The 18,160-nt window shown below is 38.6% G+C and carries 11 protein-coding genes and 1 pseudogene; 7 read left to right on the forward strand and 5 right to left on the reverse strand.

Annotated elements, in window-relative coordinates; all coding sequences use genetic code 11:
• Positions 1–818: 818 nt before the first annotated feature.
• Complete coding sequence (locus V7K56_RS35495; protein ID WP_334918622.1) at positions 819–2,912, forward strand: beta strand repeat-containing protein; 2,094 nt, start codon at positions 819–821, stop codon at positions 2,910–2,912.
• Between the two features lie 231 nt (positions 2,913–3,143).
• Here the strand turns inward: V7K56_RS35495 and V7K56_RS37415 are convergent.
• Positions 3,144–3,218: pseudogene (locus tag V7K56_RS37415) on the reverse strand (Uma2 family endonuclease); the annotation flags it as partial.
• Between the two features lie 153 nt (positions 3,219–3,371).
• Here V7K56_RS37415 and fni point away from each other — a divergent pair.
• The 3 genes from fni (at position 3,372) to V7K56_RS35510 (ending at position 7,094) form a co-directional block, all read left to right on the forward strand.
• Positions 3,372–4,421 carry a type 2 isopentenyl-diphosphate Delta-isomerase gene (gene fni, locus V7K56_RS35500; RefSeq protein WP_334918624.1) on the forward strand — a complete coding sequence of 350 codons (1,050 nt, stop codon included), beginning with the start codon at positions 3,372–3,374 and terminating at the stop codon, positions 4,419–4,421.
• A 76-nt stretch (positions 4,422–4,497) separates the two neighbouring features.
• Entirely contained in the window at positions 4,498–6,333 is a 1,836-nt protein-coding gene (gene sppA, locus V7K56_RS35505) for a signal peptide peptidase SppA (protein WP_334918627.1), read from the forward strand.
• Between the two features lie 521 nt (positions 6,334–6,854).
• Positions 6,855–7,094: a hypothetical protein gene (locus V7K56_RS35510; protein ID WP_292873746.1), complete on the forward strand. Its 240-nt coding sequence runs from the start codon at positions 6,855–6,857 to the stop codon at positions 7,092–7,094.
• A gap of 154 nt (positions 7,095–7,248) precedes the next feature.
• Here V7K56_RS35510 and V7K56_RS35515 read toward each other — a convergent pair whose 3' ends face one another.
• The 3 genes from V7K56_RS35515 to V7K56_RS35525 are packed head-to-tail and all read right to left on the reverse strand — an operon-like array spanning position 7,249 to position 12,297.
• The gene (locus V7K56_RS35515) at positions 7,249–9,594 is read right to left on the reverse strand and encodes a CHASE2 domain-containing protein (RefSeq protein WP_334918629.1); all 2,346 of its coding nucleotides are present in this window, start codon (positions 9,592–9,594) and stop codon (positions 7,249–7,251) included.
• Between the two features lie 5 nt (positions 9,595–9,599).
• Positions 9,600–10,835: a DUF1822 family protein gene (locus tag V7K56_RS35520; protein WP_334918631.1), complete on the reverse strand. Its 1,236-nt coding sequence runs from the start codon at positions 10,833–10,835 to the stop codon at positions 9,600–9,602.
• Between the two features lie 19 nt (positions 10,836–10,854).
• Entirely contained in the window at positions 10,855–12,297 is a 1,443-nt protein-coding gene (locus tag V7K56_RS35525) for a sigma-70 family RNA polymerase sigma factor (RefSeq protein ID WP_334918633.1), read from the reverse strand.
• 834 nt (positions 12,298–13,131) lie between these two features.
• Here V7K56_RS35525 and V7K56_RS35530 point away from each other — a divergent pair.
• The 3 genes from V7K56_RS35530 to V7K56_RS35540 all read left to right on the forward strand — a co-directional run bounded on the left by V7K56_RS35530 (position 13,132) and on the right by V7K56_RS35540 (position 14,856).
• Positions 13,132–13,902 carry a DUF928 domain-containing protein gene (locus tag V7K56_RS35530; RefSeq protein ID WP_334918635.1) on the forward strand — a complete coding sequence of 257 codons (771 nt, stop codon included), beginning with the start codon at positions 13,132–13,134 and terminating at the stop codon, positions 13,900–13,902.
• An 83-nt stretch (positions 13,903–13,985) separates the two neighbouring features.
• Positions 13,986–14,279, forward strand: coding sequence for a hypothetical protein (locus tag V7K56_RS35535; RefSeq protein ID WP_334918637.1), 294 nt, complete (start codon positions 13,986–13,988; stop codon positions 14,277–14,279).
• A 19-nt stretch (positions 14,280–14,298) separates the two neighbouring features.
• Entirely contained in the window at positions 14,299–14,856 is a 558-nt protein-coding gene (locus V7K56_RS35540; protein ID WP_334918639.1) for a TonB-dependent siderophore receptor, read from the forward strand.
• 400 nt (positions 14,857–15,256) lie between these two features.
• On the opposite strand, the gene V7K56_RS35545 is transcribed toward V7K56_RS35540, so the two are convergent.
• Positions 15,257–17,965, reverse strand: coding sequence for a CHAT domain-containing protein (locus V7K56_RS35545; RefSeq protein WP_334918641.1), 2,709 nt, complete (start codon positions 17,963–17,965; stop codon positions 15,257–15,259).
• Between the last annotated feature and the right edge of the window lie 195 nt (positions 17,966–18,160).

An 18,160-nucleotide genomic window follows, 5' to 3' on the forward strand; every position in this document is an offset into this window, starting at 1 on the left:
TCACAAACTAAGGAAAATAATACATAACTTGTGCATTTTGAAACTAATAATTCTATTTTTAAGTTTCGGTAATATTCTAGTTCCAAGGCATGAAAAAAGGATGCGATCGCTTGTTATGAATTGGGCGTTGCAGCTACGCTGAAAAAAGATGCATTGGCAGCAAACACTAAGAAAAATACATTTCATCACTTCTTCAAATATTTGCCTACTACTTTCTGGAAATTATTGCCTAAAAATTAGAAGAATATAAAGAATATATAAAGTTTAGTACTGTTATATACATTTGTTAACAATTAATGTGAAGAGTATGCAAAGAGATTTTTTTAACTATAGACTTCTAAATACTTGTTCAGTATATACTTATTATCAAACTCTTTAGGTATTCTTTATTTTCAAGCTACTTACCCACAGCAATAGCTCACAACAAAGGTGTAAAAACCTCTTTTCCTATCACTAGTCAACTATTCTCTATTTTCTAGATATTAAGCCTTACGCATTGGCAAAAAAACTAAATATTCATTGTGAGTTTCAGACATTTCAACTTGATTTTTTAACATTTTTTCAGCGATTGCTATTGAATCAAGGATAGTAAAAACAAGCTTGAAACTTCCTATTGTCGTTAACTGTTGTTATCAGTACTACTTGCAAATTGGTCAATAGAGTGAATCTTGAAATAAAAATTGCTTGCTCTTAAGAGTAATATAAAAGTATGCCAAAAACGTCAAAGTTAAATGAGTTATTTGTGCTATAAAACAGCACTAACTACAAATTGAAAACTGAAATTTACTGAAAAAATCGATTTAGGTAGGTAAAAAGTTATGGCAAATATTAATGGCACTAACGGTAATGATACCCTCTATGGGACAACGAGTGATGACTTAATTAATGGTTTAGCAGGTGACGATAAACTATATGGCAATAGAAGCTACGACATCCTTAACGGTGATGCTGGTAACGATTACTTGAATGTTTACTATTCCTCAGGCAATACTACCCTCAATGGTGGCACTGGTAATGATATCTTGAATGCTGAACATTCATCAGGCAATAACTTGCTCTTGGGAGGCGATGGCAATGATACTCTCTTTACCTCTGACGTGACCTCTAACTCCAATATCAACTATGGTGATAACACCCTCAATGGTGGCAGTGGAAACGACACTTTTTATACTAGAAAAAATCATTATTATACTAACTTGACGACTGGTGGCGGTGGCAAGGATAAGTTTGTTTACGCTCTCGGCGAGAACGGTGGTGGTGGTATTATTATTACTGATTTTGGTGGCATTGGTAAAGACTCAAACCCATCAGTGGCGGTGATTGCTGAAGCGGATACCTTGCAATTTACAGGAGATTATTCTGATGAATATTCTCCTGACCCATTAACTGCAAGAAATCTACAATTAACTCAAATTGGTAACAATACAGAAATCTCTTTTGAAAAGGCGCTTGATTTCAAAGTGGTCTTGCAAAACTTTGCCTTGGAAAACCTAGACTATTTAGCCCAGGTCGGCAATATTGTGTTTGATGGGCAAACTAGCATCGCGGACAGCTTTGATGTCTTCGATGCCAATTCCACCCAAAGCAGCATCTTCAAAAAGAACACAGTCACCTTCCTTAACGATCTCAACAACAATGTCAACGGCTTTGACAACTCAGATGATGTAATTAATGGTCAGGCAGGTGATGACATCATTGACGGTAAGAGTGGCAACGACTTGCTGCGGGGTGGCGTAGGCAATGATACTCTCATCGGTGGTACTGGTGACGATATTCTATTGGATGATTCTAATCACAATTATTTAACAGGCAATAATTTGCTCTCTGGGGACGATGGCAATGATTTTCTCTCTGCCTCTAGCTCAACTATGTACGGAAACTTGTATTATGGCTATGTGTCTGGCAATAACACTCTCAACGGTGGTGCTAGTAGTGATACCTTGCTTGCTGACTATTCAACAGGCAATAATTTGCTCTCTGGGAACGATGGCAATGATTCTCTCTCTGCTTCTGGCTACTACGAGATTGAAGAGGTATTCATTCAGGTTTATGGCAATAATACCCTCAACGGTGGCACTGGTAACGATACCTTGCTTGCTGATTATTCAACAGGCAATAATTTGCTCTCTGGGGACGATGGCAATGATTTTCTCTCTGCCTCGGTAGCTAGTGCCTACACCTCCACAGAATATGCTGCTCTCGTCGCTGCCTCTGGCAATAATACCCTCGACGGTGGCGCTGGAAACGATTATTTAAATATTGACCATTCAAGAGGCGATAATCTACTCTCTGGGGGCAATGGCAATGATTCTCTCTTTGCGTCTGGCTACAGGGATGACGATGAGTTCTTTATCGGCAAGAACGATGACGCTTCTGGCAATAACACCCTCAACGGTGGTGCTGGTAACGATTACTTAAATATTGACTATTCCAAAGGCAAGAACCTACTCTTTGGGGACGATGGCAATGATTTTCTCTCTGCGGTATCCGCCTCAGAGAAGAACACGCTTGATGGTGGTAATGGCAATGATACCATAAAGGGTGGCAACGGCAATGATACCATAAAGGGTGGTAACGGTAATGATAGCCTCTATGGAAAGGATGGTATAGATACCTTTGTTTTCAATAATTACAGTGAAGGTATAGATACACTTTATGACTTCAACGCCACTAATGAACTGATTCAGTTATCGAAGTATGGTTTTGATCAGCAATTAAAACGTTTACTTTTAGATAGTCAATTCACCATTGGAACATCTGCAACAACAAGCAATCAGCGATTTATCTACGACTTTGATACAGGTGCACTGTATTTTGATCTTGATGGGAGTGCGAGTACCTTTACTCAGGTAAAATTTGCACAATTATCTGCTGGATTATCACTAACCAAAAACAATTTTGTGGTTGTTTAATCTTGATTAACGCTTTGCCATTATTCTAAATATGGGTTGCAAGGTGCTATTCTAAGCACTTCGCAAACGATGGTACTCAATACAAGTCATTTTAGTACGCGATCGCCATTTTGTTGAGTAATTCAAATGTTACGCCATCGCCTTATCGTCCAAGTAATTGAGCCATTTGAAGACAAACTGCCGCGATCGTGTCTGCTAACTTTTGCCTACTATACTTTCGCTAATCTCAGGCGATTTATATTCAGCCTTCTCTTCTAATTCCAAATATTCTTCAGGGGTGTAGTGCTTTTGTGTTTGTAAAACCATATTAATTAACTCACCAAATGAGAAAATGGTTCTGTTATCAATAGCGTAACGTACCTGAAAGATAGCGAAAATAAATACTTTTATTATACAAATACGATTGCAGACAATGTAACAATAGCGATCGCAAGCCAATACTTTTAGCTATACCCACCAGTGAACCCCCCTACCAATATCTCTGCACAAACTCAGAATCGCAAAGCCGATCACATTCGCATCTGTTTAGAAGAAGATGTTCAGTCTCATCAAATCACCAATGGACTGGAACGTTATCGCTTTATCCATTCTTGCTTACCCGAACTCAACCACAACGATATTGATATCAGTACAACTTTTCTGGGAAAAAACCTTAACGCACCCTTGTTAATTTCTTCCATGACTGGCGGAACAGAACAAGCCGCAATCATTAACCAACGTTTGGCCCAAGTCGCACAACACTACAAAATTGCAATGGGTGTCGGTTCCCAGCGAGTAGCGGTAGAAAAACCCCAGGTGGCTAATACTTTTGCTGTCCGCAAGTATGCCCCTGATGTTCTACTACTTGCAAACTTGGGTGCTGTGCAACTTAACTACAAGTACGGCTTAGATGAATGTTTGCGCGTAGTTGATATTTTAGAAGCTGATGCCTTGATTTTACACATTAACCCTTTACAAGAGTGCATTCAACCCAAAGGTGATACAAATTTTCGAGGTTTACTTGACAAGATTTCTACATTATGCTCAAAATTGCCAGTACCAGTGATTGCAAAGGAAGTTGGTAATGGCATTTCAGCAGCGATCGCCAACAAACTCATTGCCGCTGGGGTAGCAGCAATTGACGTAGCTGGTGCAGGCGGTACTTCTTGGGCAAAAGTAGAAAGTGAACGGGCCGAAAATCCCTTGCAACGTCGCTTAGGGAGGACATTTGCTGATTGGGGTTTACCGACAGCAGAATGCATTACAACAATTAGAGCGATCGCCAAAGATGTGCCCTTAATTGCTTCGGGAGGTTTGCGTCATGGATTGGATGTTGCAGCAGCGATCGCTTTGGGAGCAGATATAGCTGGTTTAGCAATGCCTTTTTTGCAAGCAGCAGCAACATCAGAGACAGCAGTTGCGGAACTCGCTGAAGTATTGATTGCCGAAATCACCACAGTCTTATTCTGCACTGGCAATGCTACCTTGTATCAGTTAAAGCACTCTGGTAGTTTACAACGCATAGAATAAATTAAGTAGGTCATTAGTCATCAGTCATTTGTCCTTTGTCAATGCCCCATGCCCAATTCCCAATTTCCAATAACTAATGCGTAATTTTATCAAACAAACTTTTGCTAGTTTAGTTGGCACCTTACTAGGACTAATTATTTTCGCTGGTCTAGGAACTACTGGACTATTCTTGCTGATATTAGCTGCTAGCTCCTCAAAAGATACTGAGCCTTATGTGAAAAATAAGTCAGTGTTGGTTTTTGACTTGTCAATGAAAATCACTGATAGCGAACCTAATTCAGGCGAACTGTTTCAAAACACAATATCAGGTGTGGATGAAGATCAGATGGCACTCCGCAAAGTTGTGGAAACTTTGGAAAAAGCGCGGCGCGATCCGCGAATCGTTGGGATCTACTTGGATGCAACAAGCACAAGCCAAGCTGGGAATGTCGGCTATGCCTCTTTAAAAGAAATTCGGAAAGCGCTGGAGGAGTTTCGCGCTGCGGGGAAAAAGATTGTGGCTTATGGCAGTGATTGGAGTAAAAAGGAATATTACCTTAGTTCAGTGGCAGATTCCATTGTACTTAACCCTCTGGGAATGATGGAAATCAATGGTTTGAGTTCACAACCAATGTTTTTTGCAGGAGGATTGCAGAAATATGGCATTGGTGTTCAAGTCGTGCGAGTCGGGAAATTTAAAGGGGCAGTTGAACCGTTTATCCTCACAAAATTGAGTCCAGAAAACCGCGAACAAACTCAGAAATTGTTAGATGATGTTTGGGGAGAGTGGCGCACTGCTGTAGGTGCAAGTCGGAAACTTGAACCCGATAAATTACAGGCGATCGCAGATAATCAAGCCCTACTAGAAGCCACACAAGCCAAAACTAGCGGTTTAGTCGATCGAGTACAATACTCCGATGAAGTTGTCGCTGATCTGAAAAAGTTGACAAATAGCGATAAAGAAGACAAAACATTCCGACAAATTAGCCTGAATAACTATGCACAAGTTTCAGGTAAATCTCTGGGTGTAGAACGTAACTCTAAAAATAAAATAGCTGTTGTTTATGCTGAAGGCGAGATTGTCGATGGTAAAGGAGAAGATGGGCAAGTAGGAGGCGAGCGCTTTGCCAAAATCTTCAACAAGCTGCGACAAGATAAAGATGTGAAGGCTGTTGTATTACGAATTAATAGTCCCGGTGGTAGCGCTACCGCAGCCGATGTCATGCAACGAGAAGTGAAATTAACTCGTCAGGTAAAACCAGTTGTAGTGTCAATGGGTGATGTCGCCGCCTCTGGTGGTTATTGGATTGCTAGCGACTCTAATCGCATTTTTGCAGAACCAAATACCATTACAGGTTCCATAGGGGTGTTTGGGATCTTATTCAATGGGGAAAAGCTGGCCAGTAATAATGGTATTACTTGGGATTCAGTGAAAACCGCACGCTATGCTGATAGTCAAACAGTTTCGCGTCCGAAATCGCCTCAAGAATTGGAAATTTATCAGCGCAGTGTTAACCGTCTTTATAAAATGTTTCTGAATAAAGTTTCTCAAGGTCGCAAACTCCCAGAACAAAAAGTAGCAGAAATTGCCCAAGGAAGGGTTTGGTCAGGTGAGGTGGCCAAAGAAATTGGTTTGGTGGATGAAATTGGTGGTTTGAATACTGCGATCGCATACACTGCCAAGCAGGCGAAACTAGGAGAAGACTGGGAAGTGCAAGAATATCCTCGCACTAGCAGTTTCAGAGAACGCTTTTTTGGGCGTGCAACAGAAGAGGTACGGACTGCTTTAGGAATTGAAGGGACGCAACTCAAATCAGCCAATCCCCTGACCACCGAATTCCAAAAATTGCAACAGGAAGTTGAGATTCTGCAAAAGATGAACGATCCACAAGGGGTTTATGCCCGCTTGCCTTTCAACTTGAAGATTGAGTAGATATTTTTTTGAGCATCAGTGAGCAAAAACTCAATACAGTTCAGATAAACCCAAAACGCAGATTGTAGAGACGCGATTTATCGCGTCTTGAAAAACCAGTTACCTATACCAATAACCCCTAACCCAAGCGTATTAGGCAAAACTTACCGAATACTAATTTGTGAAACTAGTTTTGAGGCTTTGTAGTCAAGATTTTAGTACTGAGAAAATAAAGACTAAAGTCCTTACTACGAAATTGTTTACCCATAACTTTAAAAGACAGACTACTACGGCGAGGTGCATGAGTTTGCCTCATCAGCCATAAACCAGCTGACATTTACCGCCCGGATGTGTAAAGTAGTTGAGAGTCAACTACAAATTTCCAACCTTAGACAGAATTTTTAATTTTGGAATTTTGCTGAGGCAGCCCGCTTAAACAGTGGCTCAAGTATGGAAAAATCTAAAATTCTTTATTTAGACGTGTATTTACATATTGAGTCATCTTAAAGTCTAAAATACAAAATTGAGTAAAACATCCATCTATGGCTAGAAAAACACAACGCCTTTTGCTGCTAATTGTTTCTTGTAGTATCACAGGTGTAATTTTAGGAGGTACTGCTGGTTGGGCAGAAAGTAATCTCTGTTTGGATGACAGTAAGGTTACAAGCGAGTGCTTAACCCAAGATCCATTTCAAAAAACTATCCAAGGAATGAGTACTGGATTGTTAGCTGGGGCTGGGGCCGCTTTTGGTGCAGTCTGGCAGTTACGGAATGAAGATTGAACATGAACTACCATCTGCTTAAAAGTATCTGGACGTACACCACACAAGCGTTTAAAGTCTTCTGACTTTAGACTCTTCACTTGGAAAGTAGGTCATAGATGCTACCCAAACTCTAATCTACTTTTCCCACCTATCTAGGACTTTTGCAAGAGGTCTACCGTTGATGAATTTGAAAAGCTATATAAATTTTCATGCTAGTTCCACTAAGTATCAAAACTAAAATTGATGGCAGTAGTGGTATCCAGGCTCCTTGGATCGACAGACCAAAGGATATACCATATAAAACACAAACAGCTGTCACTCCTACCAATCCCAATCTTGACCATGACCGAAATTGCCAAATAATTATGCTGCCAATCAACGACCAAGCCCATACCCAAATGAATTCACCCCACTTCGGTAACATCCACAATAGTGGACGATTATCTAAAACACTACTAATAATTTGACTTACCATGTGTGCTTGAAGTATTACCCCTGGCATTTGCTCGTATGGCCACTGACTGGCACTATAAGGTGTAGACCAATAATCATGAAAACTTTCAGCAGTTGTACCAATGAGAACGATTCGATTCTTTACTAAATCAGAAGTAAGTTTATCGTTCAAAACGTCTGCAAGAGTTACTTGTGTTGCAAGTTGATGGGAAGAACGATAATTAAGCAGTACTTGGTGGCCTAGATTATCGATTTTATGATAGCCGCCGCTGTTTTCTTCCAAGTTTTTAAAGACAACATTGCCAAATTGCCAGTTTTTTTCTGCGGTAAGTTTGGACTGAATACCAAGAGCAAGCAAGTAACGGTTTGCTAATTGAAAGCTAAAAGATTTATCAGTGTTGCAGGGAGATGCAGGAGCCATAGCCAATATTTGACGGCGGATAATGCCATCGGGATCGGGTATAACGTCACTAAAACCTAAGTTTTGCTTTGGAACTTCAGGAGGTGGCGAAACACCACTATTTTTGTTTTCCTCACTAACTTTGCATATAGTAATGAAGCGATCGCTTTTTTGCATAAGTATAGATAATTTATGATACTTTGCTCCTACGGGATTCTCACGATAGATATCTAAGCCAATGACTCGTGGTTGGAACTGCTCTAATTTTTTTATAACTTGAGCGAGGGCGCGATCTGATAGTGAAGCTCCACCTCTTTCTTTAGCGCTTTGCGATCGCACATCAGCTTCAGTGATGGTAACTACTAAAATGCGTCGATCTTGTCCTTCATCAGGTCGCGATCGCATCATTGCATCAAAAGCCGCAAGCTCCCATGACTGCAATATGCCAAGAGAGCGCATCCCCATTATTAAGGCAGTCGCGGCTATACTGACTTGGAAAATTGTGCTAATAATATTTCGATTGTGCAAGCTAGTAGGTTTAGAGCCTACTTTGTTCAACACCAACGACATAGCCGTAGGATTTTGACAAATTACAGGTAGCCAACTAGCACAGGGAAAGCTGCTTTCTAGACCTTGCAACTTTTCTGTGGCTTCCCGCATCGCCAAATGGCAAGATTCTCCATTAGCAAAAGCTTCTAGAAAGTGCTTCAAAAATTCTTGAGCAACTCGATCTGGTACTGCTTCCCGCATGACAATCATTTGGGGAATGTGCAGCGACGCCAATTCTCGTACTAATCCTAATCCATCACAGCAGTTAAAAATCGCCAGTTGTAAACCTCTGGCGATCGCTGCTTTCAAAGCATTTTTTAACTGAGAAATTGTTAAACTCTCAGTTTGATTAATATAAATTTCACTTATTTCACAATCATTTTGACTTAAACCATGTCCTGCAAAAAAAAGAATATCCCAACCTTGTTTGTTCCACAGCCATCGATCTAATTCTGAGCGCTGTGGCTCAACCAGAAAAACAGTCTGCGTTCCTGGTAGTTGTTCAAGTATTGCCCGGTCTTGTTGAATATTAATTCCTTCACTATTACCAAGAATAGCTAATATTCTCACCTTATCCCTAGTAGATTTGCCTAATGGTTTAACTTCATCTACTTCCGGAACGCTTAAAGCAAATACTGCCCTTTGATAATCCTCAAAAAAATTCCATAAATGCCAAGGTAGCCGACGAACTTGGTCATCTTCCGTTTCCAGAATCACCCGAATTTCTTCATGAGGATTTAATTTCGTGCGTAATTTCTGATCAATGTTGCGAAATAGCTCAGATTTTAGCCAAATGTTAATTTTATCTTGTAACTTATTACATAAATTACTAAACTCAACAGAGGAAATATTAGTTATATCTTCTGCATCAATTTCAATACCTGCATCGCTTGCCATGTTTCTATGCCAACGTTGACCAGGAGAAAGAGTTTCATGCAGCAACAAATAAAGCAACTGCCAACGTCTATAAAGTTCTATTAGTTCTGGTGCCGCAGGCAAGCTACCTGTAAATTGTATTGGTATAGGGTTGCTATAGTTGTACAACTGAGTTGTAACAGTAGCAAATCCCTGTTTCAAGTTACCCTTTCCTAAGTTCAACACGACTAATTTAGTCATGGCTATCAATCGTCAAGCGCTTGCAGTACAAAATCTTCCTTTATACTGACATCATCGAGAGCAACTTGTATACTAAAGCGAATTCCAGGAGATGATTTAAATTTTTTGAGTTGAATATAATGATCGTGGCTTCTAGAAGTAACCTCTTGAAGAATTGTTCCTGTTTGTGAAAGCAAAATTAATCTGAGATTAGGTATTAAGTAAGTTTCTGCATTTGCTGGATGCAACTGTACGCGCAGACCAATTTTGTTATCAATCTCTGTTTTAAGCCCAATTAACAACACAACTGCACTACCTCCAAGCTGCATTCCTAAATCTATTAGCTTGGCTCGTTTAACATATCCTTCATTTAACCCAAAATCACTTCTAAATTGAACGGCTAAAGTCTTTTGTTGTGCTGTTAATAAAGTATCTAAATTTTGCCAACCTACACTAAAGATATTTTGAAACCATAAACTCAAGTTATTAACCGCATAGCTAGCTTCAACTTGATTATTTTTTTGCTTTTCCACTCGTCGTTGATAAAGTTGCTGCCGAAATTCATCCATCGCCAGTAATGTTCCCCACATATCAAAAGAGACATTAAGTCTGGGCGAAGAAAAAGTCCATTTATTTAATTTTTCAAGTAATTGCTGTGCTTGTACTTTTGACAAAATAGGTAGAAGTTTAACCTCTGGAATATTGAGAGGAAAAAGTTCTTGTGCTATCCACATCACATTTAAGTCTGCAATTAAATCCTCCGTATTTAAACAATAAGTTCGATCCATGATATCGTAAGTAGCTTGCTTGCGAATTTGCTGATAGTTAGCATAACCCCACACCCGTAGCCAACATTCATCTAGGTTTAACTGCACCGCTACATAGTAATGAGCTGCCCAACTGGGAATATCAATCCATTCTTGGGGAATCCGAAACTCTCCAAGGTAGCTTTTATCACTAGGAATTAACACTAATCGAGTCTTGCCCAGAGTTAACGCACAGCCATTTACTACTTCCCAAATACTCGGTAATTCACCTTTTTGAAAGCATAACTTAGGTATTGCTTGTGAATCTGTATCTGCTTGCAACCAAGTTAAAAAAGTATTTAAACATAAATGATTGAGATAGGCATTCCAGCGAGCAGCTGTATTAGAGTAACGCTCTTGCATAGTTTGCTCCCATGCTGCGTCTCGCTCTTGGGTTGATATATCTAAACATATATGTTCGGGATAGATTAGAGTCAAATCATCTAACTTAATCATAATTATTAATTCCTATTACTTAATTAAAAAATTTATTTTTTAGCCATTGATCTACGAAATCAGCTAGTTTATTACTAACTGCTGACAAAGAATTTGTAGGTAAACCTATATCTATTTCTAATTGAGAGATAAAAGCTTCTTTTAATGTATGTTGTAAATTACTTGTTTCACTCTCAACCTGCGATTCTTGAGTAATTTTATCTAAAATAAATTTGCATAGTTTTTGACAGTGTGATTGTAAGCATTCATCTAATGATGTTTTAATGATTTCGATATCTTTTTCGTCATTCAAGCAAATTTCAGGATAAATTTTGTTAGCTTCGTTAATAAAGTCTTGTAATATTACTTTTTTATATCTTGCTAACTGTCGAGCTACTTGATATTGTTTCTGTAGCTCAGGATATTTATTTTTCAAAACTCCTGCCATCTCAGTTTGAGTTAAGTTTAATCCCAGCCAGAGTATTAACATTGTTTGACCTGTTTCCGGTATAGCTGAAAATAAACTTGCTACAAGTGAGTTTACTTGCTGCCATTCTTCTTCTTGGACAAGATTATCTAAGGCAGTATGCTGACTATCACTTAAGTTATTGTAGTCTTCTAAAGGTAGAAAAAGCTTTGTTCGGTAATCACGAGCTGCTTGGATACAAATTTCTAATATTTCTTGAATTTTGTCCTTTGAAACTGGTGCTTCCATAAATCCTAATTGCTTGTACCGTTCATTATATAATGATGCAATTCCCTGAAAACATTGTGCAGTAGGTGTTTCTAAACTACGACTTCCTTGCTTTTGGTTAGGTTGATATATTTCATCTAAACATTGCCAAGCTAGACAGTATAAGCTAACACGGTTATGATTTATTCCTTTTATAACTAAAGCTTCCTGCATCTCTTTTCTTGTTAAGTCTTTTAAAAGACCGTAGTTAGAAAATTTTTCTCTTTTACCTTCTAAGTCTTTTTGATAAATGGTGTTACTAATAAAACGGACGACAGCTGTTTTAGCATAACCTTCTATATTAGTTTGATGGTAGTCAAAGTTAAAGCTTTTAAAAATTTTAACTGGAGGATAGATAGCTGAATTAGCTATTTGAAAGTATTCCTCTAATGGATATTTATGCTGAATGAATTTAAATCTTTGATAGCTTTTTCTAGCTGCCCAAAGACAAGTTTCCTGTAAGTATGCACACAAATGTTTTTCTGCTCTTAAAAAAGATTTTGATAAGTTTTCTTTTTTCTCAGTTTCCGAACTAACTTTTAGTGATTCCTCCTCTAATATATTTCGGAGAATTTTCAGAAAATAACGCGCCCAATATTCCTCTTTAGCATCTGGTTCTGACTGTGTTAAAAAACTTATATTACGTTCTAGGTCTAAATCAGGTTTCCATATAAAATTGAAACTTTTATTATCATTTCTCAAACTGAGAAAACTTGAAAACTTTTGTACAATACCTTCACGTTTATTCATAAGTTTTACTATGTTTTACATAAATTAATTAAATAAATTTTTCATAATTTATCTAAAATTAATCTTTTAAATATATTGTTTTTTTATTCTTCAAGTGATAATTAGAGGTTAAAATCAATCTAAGATTGGAGCCAAACTGTTGTAATTGACTGTTCGAGCAGAAGTTTAACTTTGTTTATTACCCCTCTATACTTCTAATGGGTGTTACATAGATCGATTTATGCACTTTTTATTTAAAAATTGCATAAAGCGATTGTTCTCTTGTGGTCAATGCTACGTGAACAAGTGTCTCATTAGCCATTCGTAAGAGGTTAAGATCGGATATCATTTGTCAATAAGCAATAGTACTTAAAATGTTGCTAAAATCGGGGTTGTCAACAGAATTTTTGAGCAGGCGATGCCTACGGTAAATGTTTGCCTACGCGTCATCTTGATAGGCATGATTCATTCTTGACCCATCAGGCCAGTACAAAAGTTAAGTTAATACCTCCGGTTTCTCAAATTTTCAGCATAATTTCTAATTGACAAAAGTAAGATTGTCTTAATATCTCACCGATGCTCATTAGCGAAGTGGGACTTCGGAAAGCCTGTGTGTGAAGCACATTCGCAAGGACTTAGCTAATGTATTTTCGTCGCTGCATAATTAAATTTTTCTTGTCCCCATTAACAATATATAGGACTATAGGAGTCTATATGATTTTTGCGAAGCTATATACACTTGTACTCAGTTTTTCCTGTTCCCTATCTATCGTGCTGGCGCTACGCTTCTGGAGCGAGACGCTTCGCGAACACTCACCACGCAACTAAGTTCTTCAAATCAAAGCAAACCACTATATGAAACTAAAAAATATACAGAAAATGTTTTCTCTTTCTCAAATAAAATTTCTGATCATTCTACTTTTGACACTATTTAGCTGTACTAGCTATCCTTTAATATTGATAGCAAAGTCTCAGCAGCCAGCTAGCAGTGGTAATCAACAGCCACAAGATGGTTCAAGTAGAGGTAGACCTTCTCAACGAGGAGGAGCAGGAAGCCGCGGTAACTGCCCATCTGTAGAAGTACCACTTATAGCATTAATACCTGAAAAAAAAGTAAGCTCAGTTGTTGAAGAGAATCCCACTTTTTGGGTGTTTGTACCTTATCAATCTAATGATGTACCTAGCGGAGAGTTTGTCTTGCAAGATGAAGCAAACAACGACATTTATCGGGCTGCTTTTACTCTGCCTGAGATACCAGGTATTGTGAGTTTTAGTTTACCATCAGCTGTACCACTGGAAGTTAGTAAAACATACCAATGGTACTTTAAACTTTATTGTAATCAACAACAATTAGACCCAGTTTTTGTACATGCATGGGTGCAGCGTGTAGCCTTAACATCTAACTTGGAAAGGCATTTAAAAACAGCTATTACAGAAGGCGATCGCATTCAACTATACACTCAAAATGATATTTGGTACTCAGCACTGACAGAATTAGCAAAACTCCGCCTTGCTAAACCTAAAAATGCCACTTTAGATAATGAATGGGCTAACCTACTGCAAAGTGTTGATCTAGAGAATTTAGCCCAAAAACCTTTTGTAGGAGAAGTCAAAATTAAACAGTAAAAGTAGTTGGCTATAATTTTATTTTTGTGCAGGGTTAAGAGAATAGTGATAATTAATCTCAATAAGTTCTAGTTCAATTCATTATGACCATCATTCTTTCACCACAGGCGCAAAAGGAACTCTTTGAAGAAGCTGACAAAACCCGACAAAACAATGACCCCGATGATGAGTTAGATTTTACCTGGAAGCATCCCCAGGCATTGGGAGAAGGACATCTTCGACGAGTTGAATTGCGACAAAACTTGGTGTTGGAGATTGAGAGCTACCAACGCCATGACAATCTAATAATACAAGGCATTGACCGTCCACATTCTCTAGAGTTTTGGTTTATGCTTTCAGGGCAACCGATTTCAACCACAGCGCGGCACCCAGTATGAAGTCGGGGTCAAGGCAGATTTGAACGACCGACTTTCCACAACGCTTGCTTTTTATGACCTGACCCTTTCCAATGTTTTGACTGAAGACACCAGACCCTTCGTACCGCCAGGCGAATATTCGATTCAAATTGGTGAACAGCGAAGCCGGGGTATTGACTTCACCATTGGGGGCGAAATTTTACCGGGATGGAGCATCATTGCGGGCTATGCCTACACCGATGCCAAAGTCACTAAGGACAACTCGATTCCCGTAGGTACTCGTTTTGGCAATGTGGCTGAAAATTCCTTTAACCTGTGGACAAAATACGAATTTCAGCGAGGTTCCTTGCAAGGTTTCGGCGTGGCTGTGGGATTGTTCTTTGTCGAAGACAGACCAGGCTTTTTCGACAGTACCTATGAGCTACCCAACTATCTACGGACGGATGCAGGGCTTTATTACCAGCGAAATGGGTTGCGCGCCGCCATCAATTTCAAAAACCTGTTCGATGTCACCTATTTTGAAAGTTCCTTCGGTAGGGCGCGTATTTTTTATGGTGAACCATTTGCGGTTGAGGGCACGATTTCGTGGGAGTTTTAATGATAATGTGTAGACTTACAGATGAGATGTCACGAGGGTGAAAGGCATCTATCATCGCGCTTGTTGTTCAGGCACTTTTAGGCGATCGCTCTGTATCGGTTGAATAGGCATTGCCCTTTAGGGTTGCCTTCAGCATCGCTTGATGATTTTGTCGTAGCTATTACAAAGCAGTTTGGAGCATCCCCAAAGGGCGAGGTCTGATGACAAGCTTACTTAGCGTTTAGGCAATATGATTATCTCAAATTGCGGCGTGAGTTTTACCTAACTTTGATTACAACCCACATTCCGCAATTCTTCAATTGTGTTTGCCGCAAAAATGCTACGTAGAATTTGTTTCAACCGCTTTTTAAACCTGAAATAACTTTTACAAAAAGTCTAATTAATTATTACTTTTACCTTTTTAAAGCCAATTTCCTACTAAAATATATGGTGCCCATAAATAAGGAATTTCATAATCATTCAACAGCTTAAGTTGAGCACGACGGACAGCTTCGGCTTTAGTTACTTTGCTATTTTCTAATTCTTGATAAAACTGACTCATAAATTCAGCAGTAGACTCATCATCTATCGCCCACAAAGTTGCTAGTGTACTACGAGCGCCTGCACGTACTGCTATTCCAGCAAGTCCTAAAGTAGCTCGGTTGTCTCCTTGAGCGGTTTCACAAGCACTGAGGACAAGTAATTCAATAGCTTTAGATTCTCTTTGTCCGCCGAGTCGAATTAAATTATCAAAGTCCTTGACTTTTAAAAGCTGCTCCCAAGTTAAAATAAATGTTTTATCAGGATTAGAACTAAACTCGCCGTGAGTTGCTATATGAACTACTGTATATGGTACTTTTTTAATTTGATTCTGTAAATTTATTTTAGTAAAGGTTTGATTAAATAGTTCTGAATTTCTAGGTATAGCTGACTGAATTTGTTGTAATTCAACTTTTACATTTTTCAGTGGAGTAAATGAACGTCCTTCTATTTTACGTTGTTCGCTTACTCCAGCAATTAATCCATTTAGTTGGACTTTTTGTAAAGATTTTGGTTCAATTAATTGTAAACCTGGAGCTAAGGATATAGCATATTTTTGAATTAAATATTGTTGATGTTCGTTATCATACAAAACTGCCATCGGAATATTCCGTAATTCCCCATCTAGTACAAATACTAGCGTTTTAACATTCCTTCTTTCTAATTCAGATTTTAACGGTTTAATAACCCAGCTATAAACCTGTTGAGATAACTTATTAACATCTTTTATCCGGTCTGGTTGTCTTAAGTATTGCTGTAATTTATCTAGAACACTTTCAACTTCTTTTGCTTTTTTATTAATTGTGTAATGAGATAATTCAGCTTGATTTGGTAACTTGAGAATAACATCTAGACGGTCTGCCAAAATAATCGGATAAATTACTGCTGCTGTGGCATCTGTTTTGTCAACTACCTCATCAATTTGTTCGGGTTCGGCTTTTAAACAAGCTTCTCGAAAGAAGTTTTCTAGTTCAGCTAGTTGCAGTGTTTCAAGTATGGCACGAGCTTGCTTTAAATTTTTTTGACTAATGCTTTCTTTTGTACTTGCTGTAGATGCAGGTTGCAAAAGTAAATCGACTAATTGTCGGTAAATCGGTTCTATATTATCCCGAAAGGAAAACTGGATATCTGGATTGAGAGCAATTAAGTCATTGCGGAGATATTTCAGAGTATTTACCGCTTCAGTGTAAGAAGCGATCGCACCACCCACATCTTGTTTTATTCTCAATATGTATCCTAGTTGCCATTGCCATAAATAAGCTATATCCCCAGCTTTTATTGCTTGGGCTTGTATTAAAGCTTCCTCAGTTAGTTTTTGAGCATTAGCTATATCCTGGTTTTCTAGATATAATCCACCCAATGCGCCTAAAGCATAAGCAACTGAACGCTCATCACCTATACTTTTAGCTTGTTGTACAGATGTCGCTAACATTTGAGCAATTTCTTTCCATGAAGGAATATCTGCGTTGGTAGCTTGTTTCAAGCACACCAAGTTCTGAGCAAAATTAATTTGTCCGTAATTTGCTGTGTGACTTGGGGGTATTTTGGCTAGCTTTACTTGAATTTGGGAAGATAATTTCTTAGCTTGTGACCATTGCTGAAGTTTCAACAATATACTCAAATGATTGAGTTGGGCTTGGATTTGTGAAAGTGGTGAGGTCGCTGTGGTGACAGCTTCTTCATAGAATTGCGCTGCTTGTTGATAAAATTTGAGAGATCCTGTAGAGACAGGTCTGTTTATACAATGCAACGGAGTATAGTTTTCAAAACTGGTACTGTCTTGCTGCAAGATTTGGCTATTACCTAAAGCCAGTGCAGTATTACCTAAACTCAGCAGCGTCGCACTGATTTCTGAAGGAGATTGTAATTTTTTGGCGATGTCTCGGCTTTGTTGTAAAACCTTAAAGGATGGTTCTAAATCACCGACTAATTGCAGAACATCACCAAAGCTACGTAAAGCTATAGCTTTAACAAGCGAATCTGGTTGTTTTTCAAGGCGGGGTTGCAACGTTTCTAAGGTAGTACGAGCTTGACGGTAAAATCCTAAAGCTTGCTGTGCCATGCTTTGATTAATCAAACTGCGGATTATACCAACTTCATCACCTGCTTGAGCGTAGGTATTAGCAGATTGCTTCCATGAGTCCAAAGCTTGTTCACTTCTGCCTAGTTCTAATTGCAGATTTCCTTGAATATCTAGGGTTTGTGCCAAAATTATTGCCAAGTTCTGAGTTTTGAGGTGTGAGTTTTTTAATAGGTTGAGGCTTTGTGTAATTGCAGCTTCTGCTTTTTCCCACTGTCCAAGTTGCTTAAAGACTAACGAAAGATTGCTGAGTGTGATCGCTTTTCCTAATTCGTCTTTTTGCAAATTAAAAACATCTGTTGCTTGTTGCAAAACTGTCACTGCTTCAGATAGCTTTCCATTTTCGTAGAGTTTTCGACCTTGTTCAACCAACTGTTGAGCATTTGGTTGATGAGTCAATTCAGAGAATACAGGAAATGAAACTCCCGAAACGCTTAACAAGGCAACCAAAACAGCTATTGTAATTCTTCTTAACCACTTTTGAGAATAAAAGCGAATTTTGCAAGTCACAATAATACTTTTTATCAAGCGCTGTACTACAAGGAAAAATCGAAGTCTTTTTTTTATCACTGACTTTGCCTCGTACTAATTTTGACTAACGGCAATTTTACAGAAGCAATTTTTCAGCGCAATATCTGGCTTGATTACCTTGCTCAAACGTATACAGTCATATCAAAGAGTAGTTATTACTTACTGCTAAGTATT

The sequence above is a fragment of the Nostoc sp. genome (assembly GCF_036917535.1).
Lineage (GTDB): Bacteria > Cyanobacteriota > Cyanobacteriia > Cyanobacteriales > Nostocaceae > Nostoc.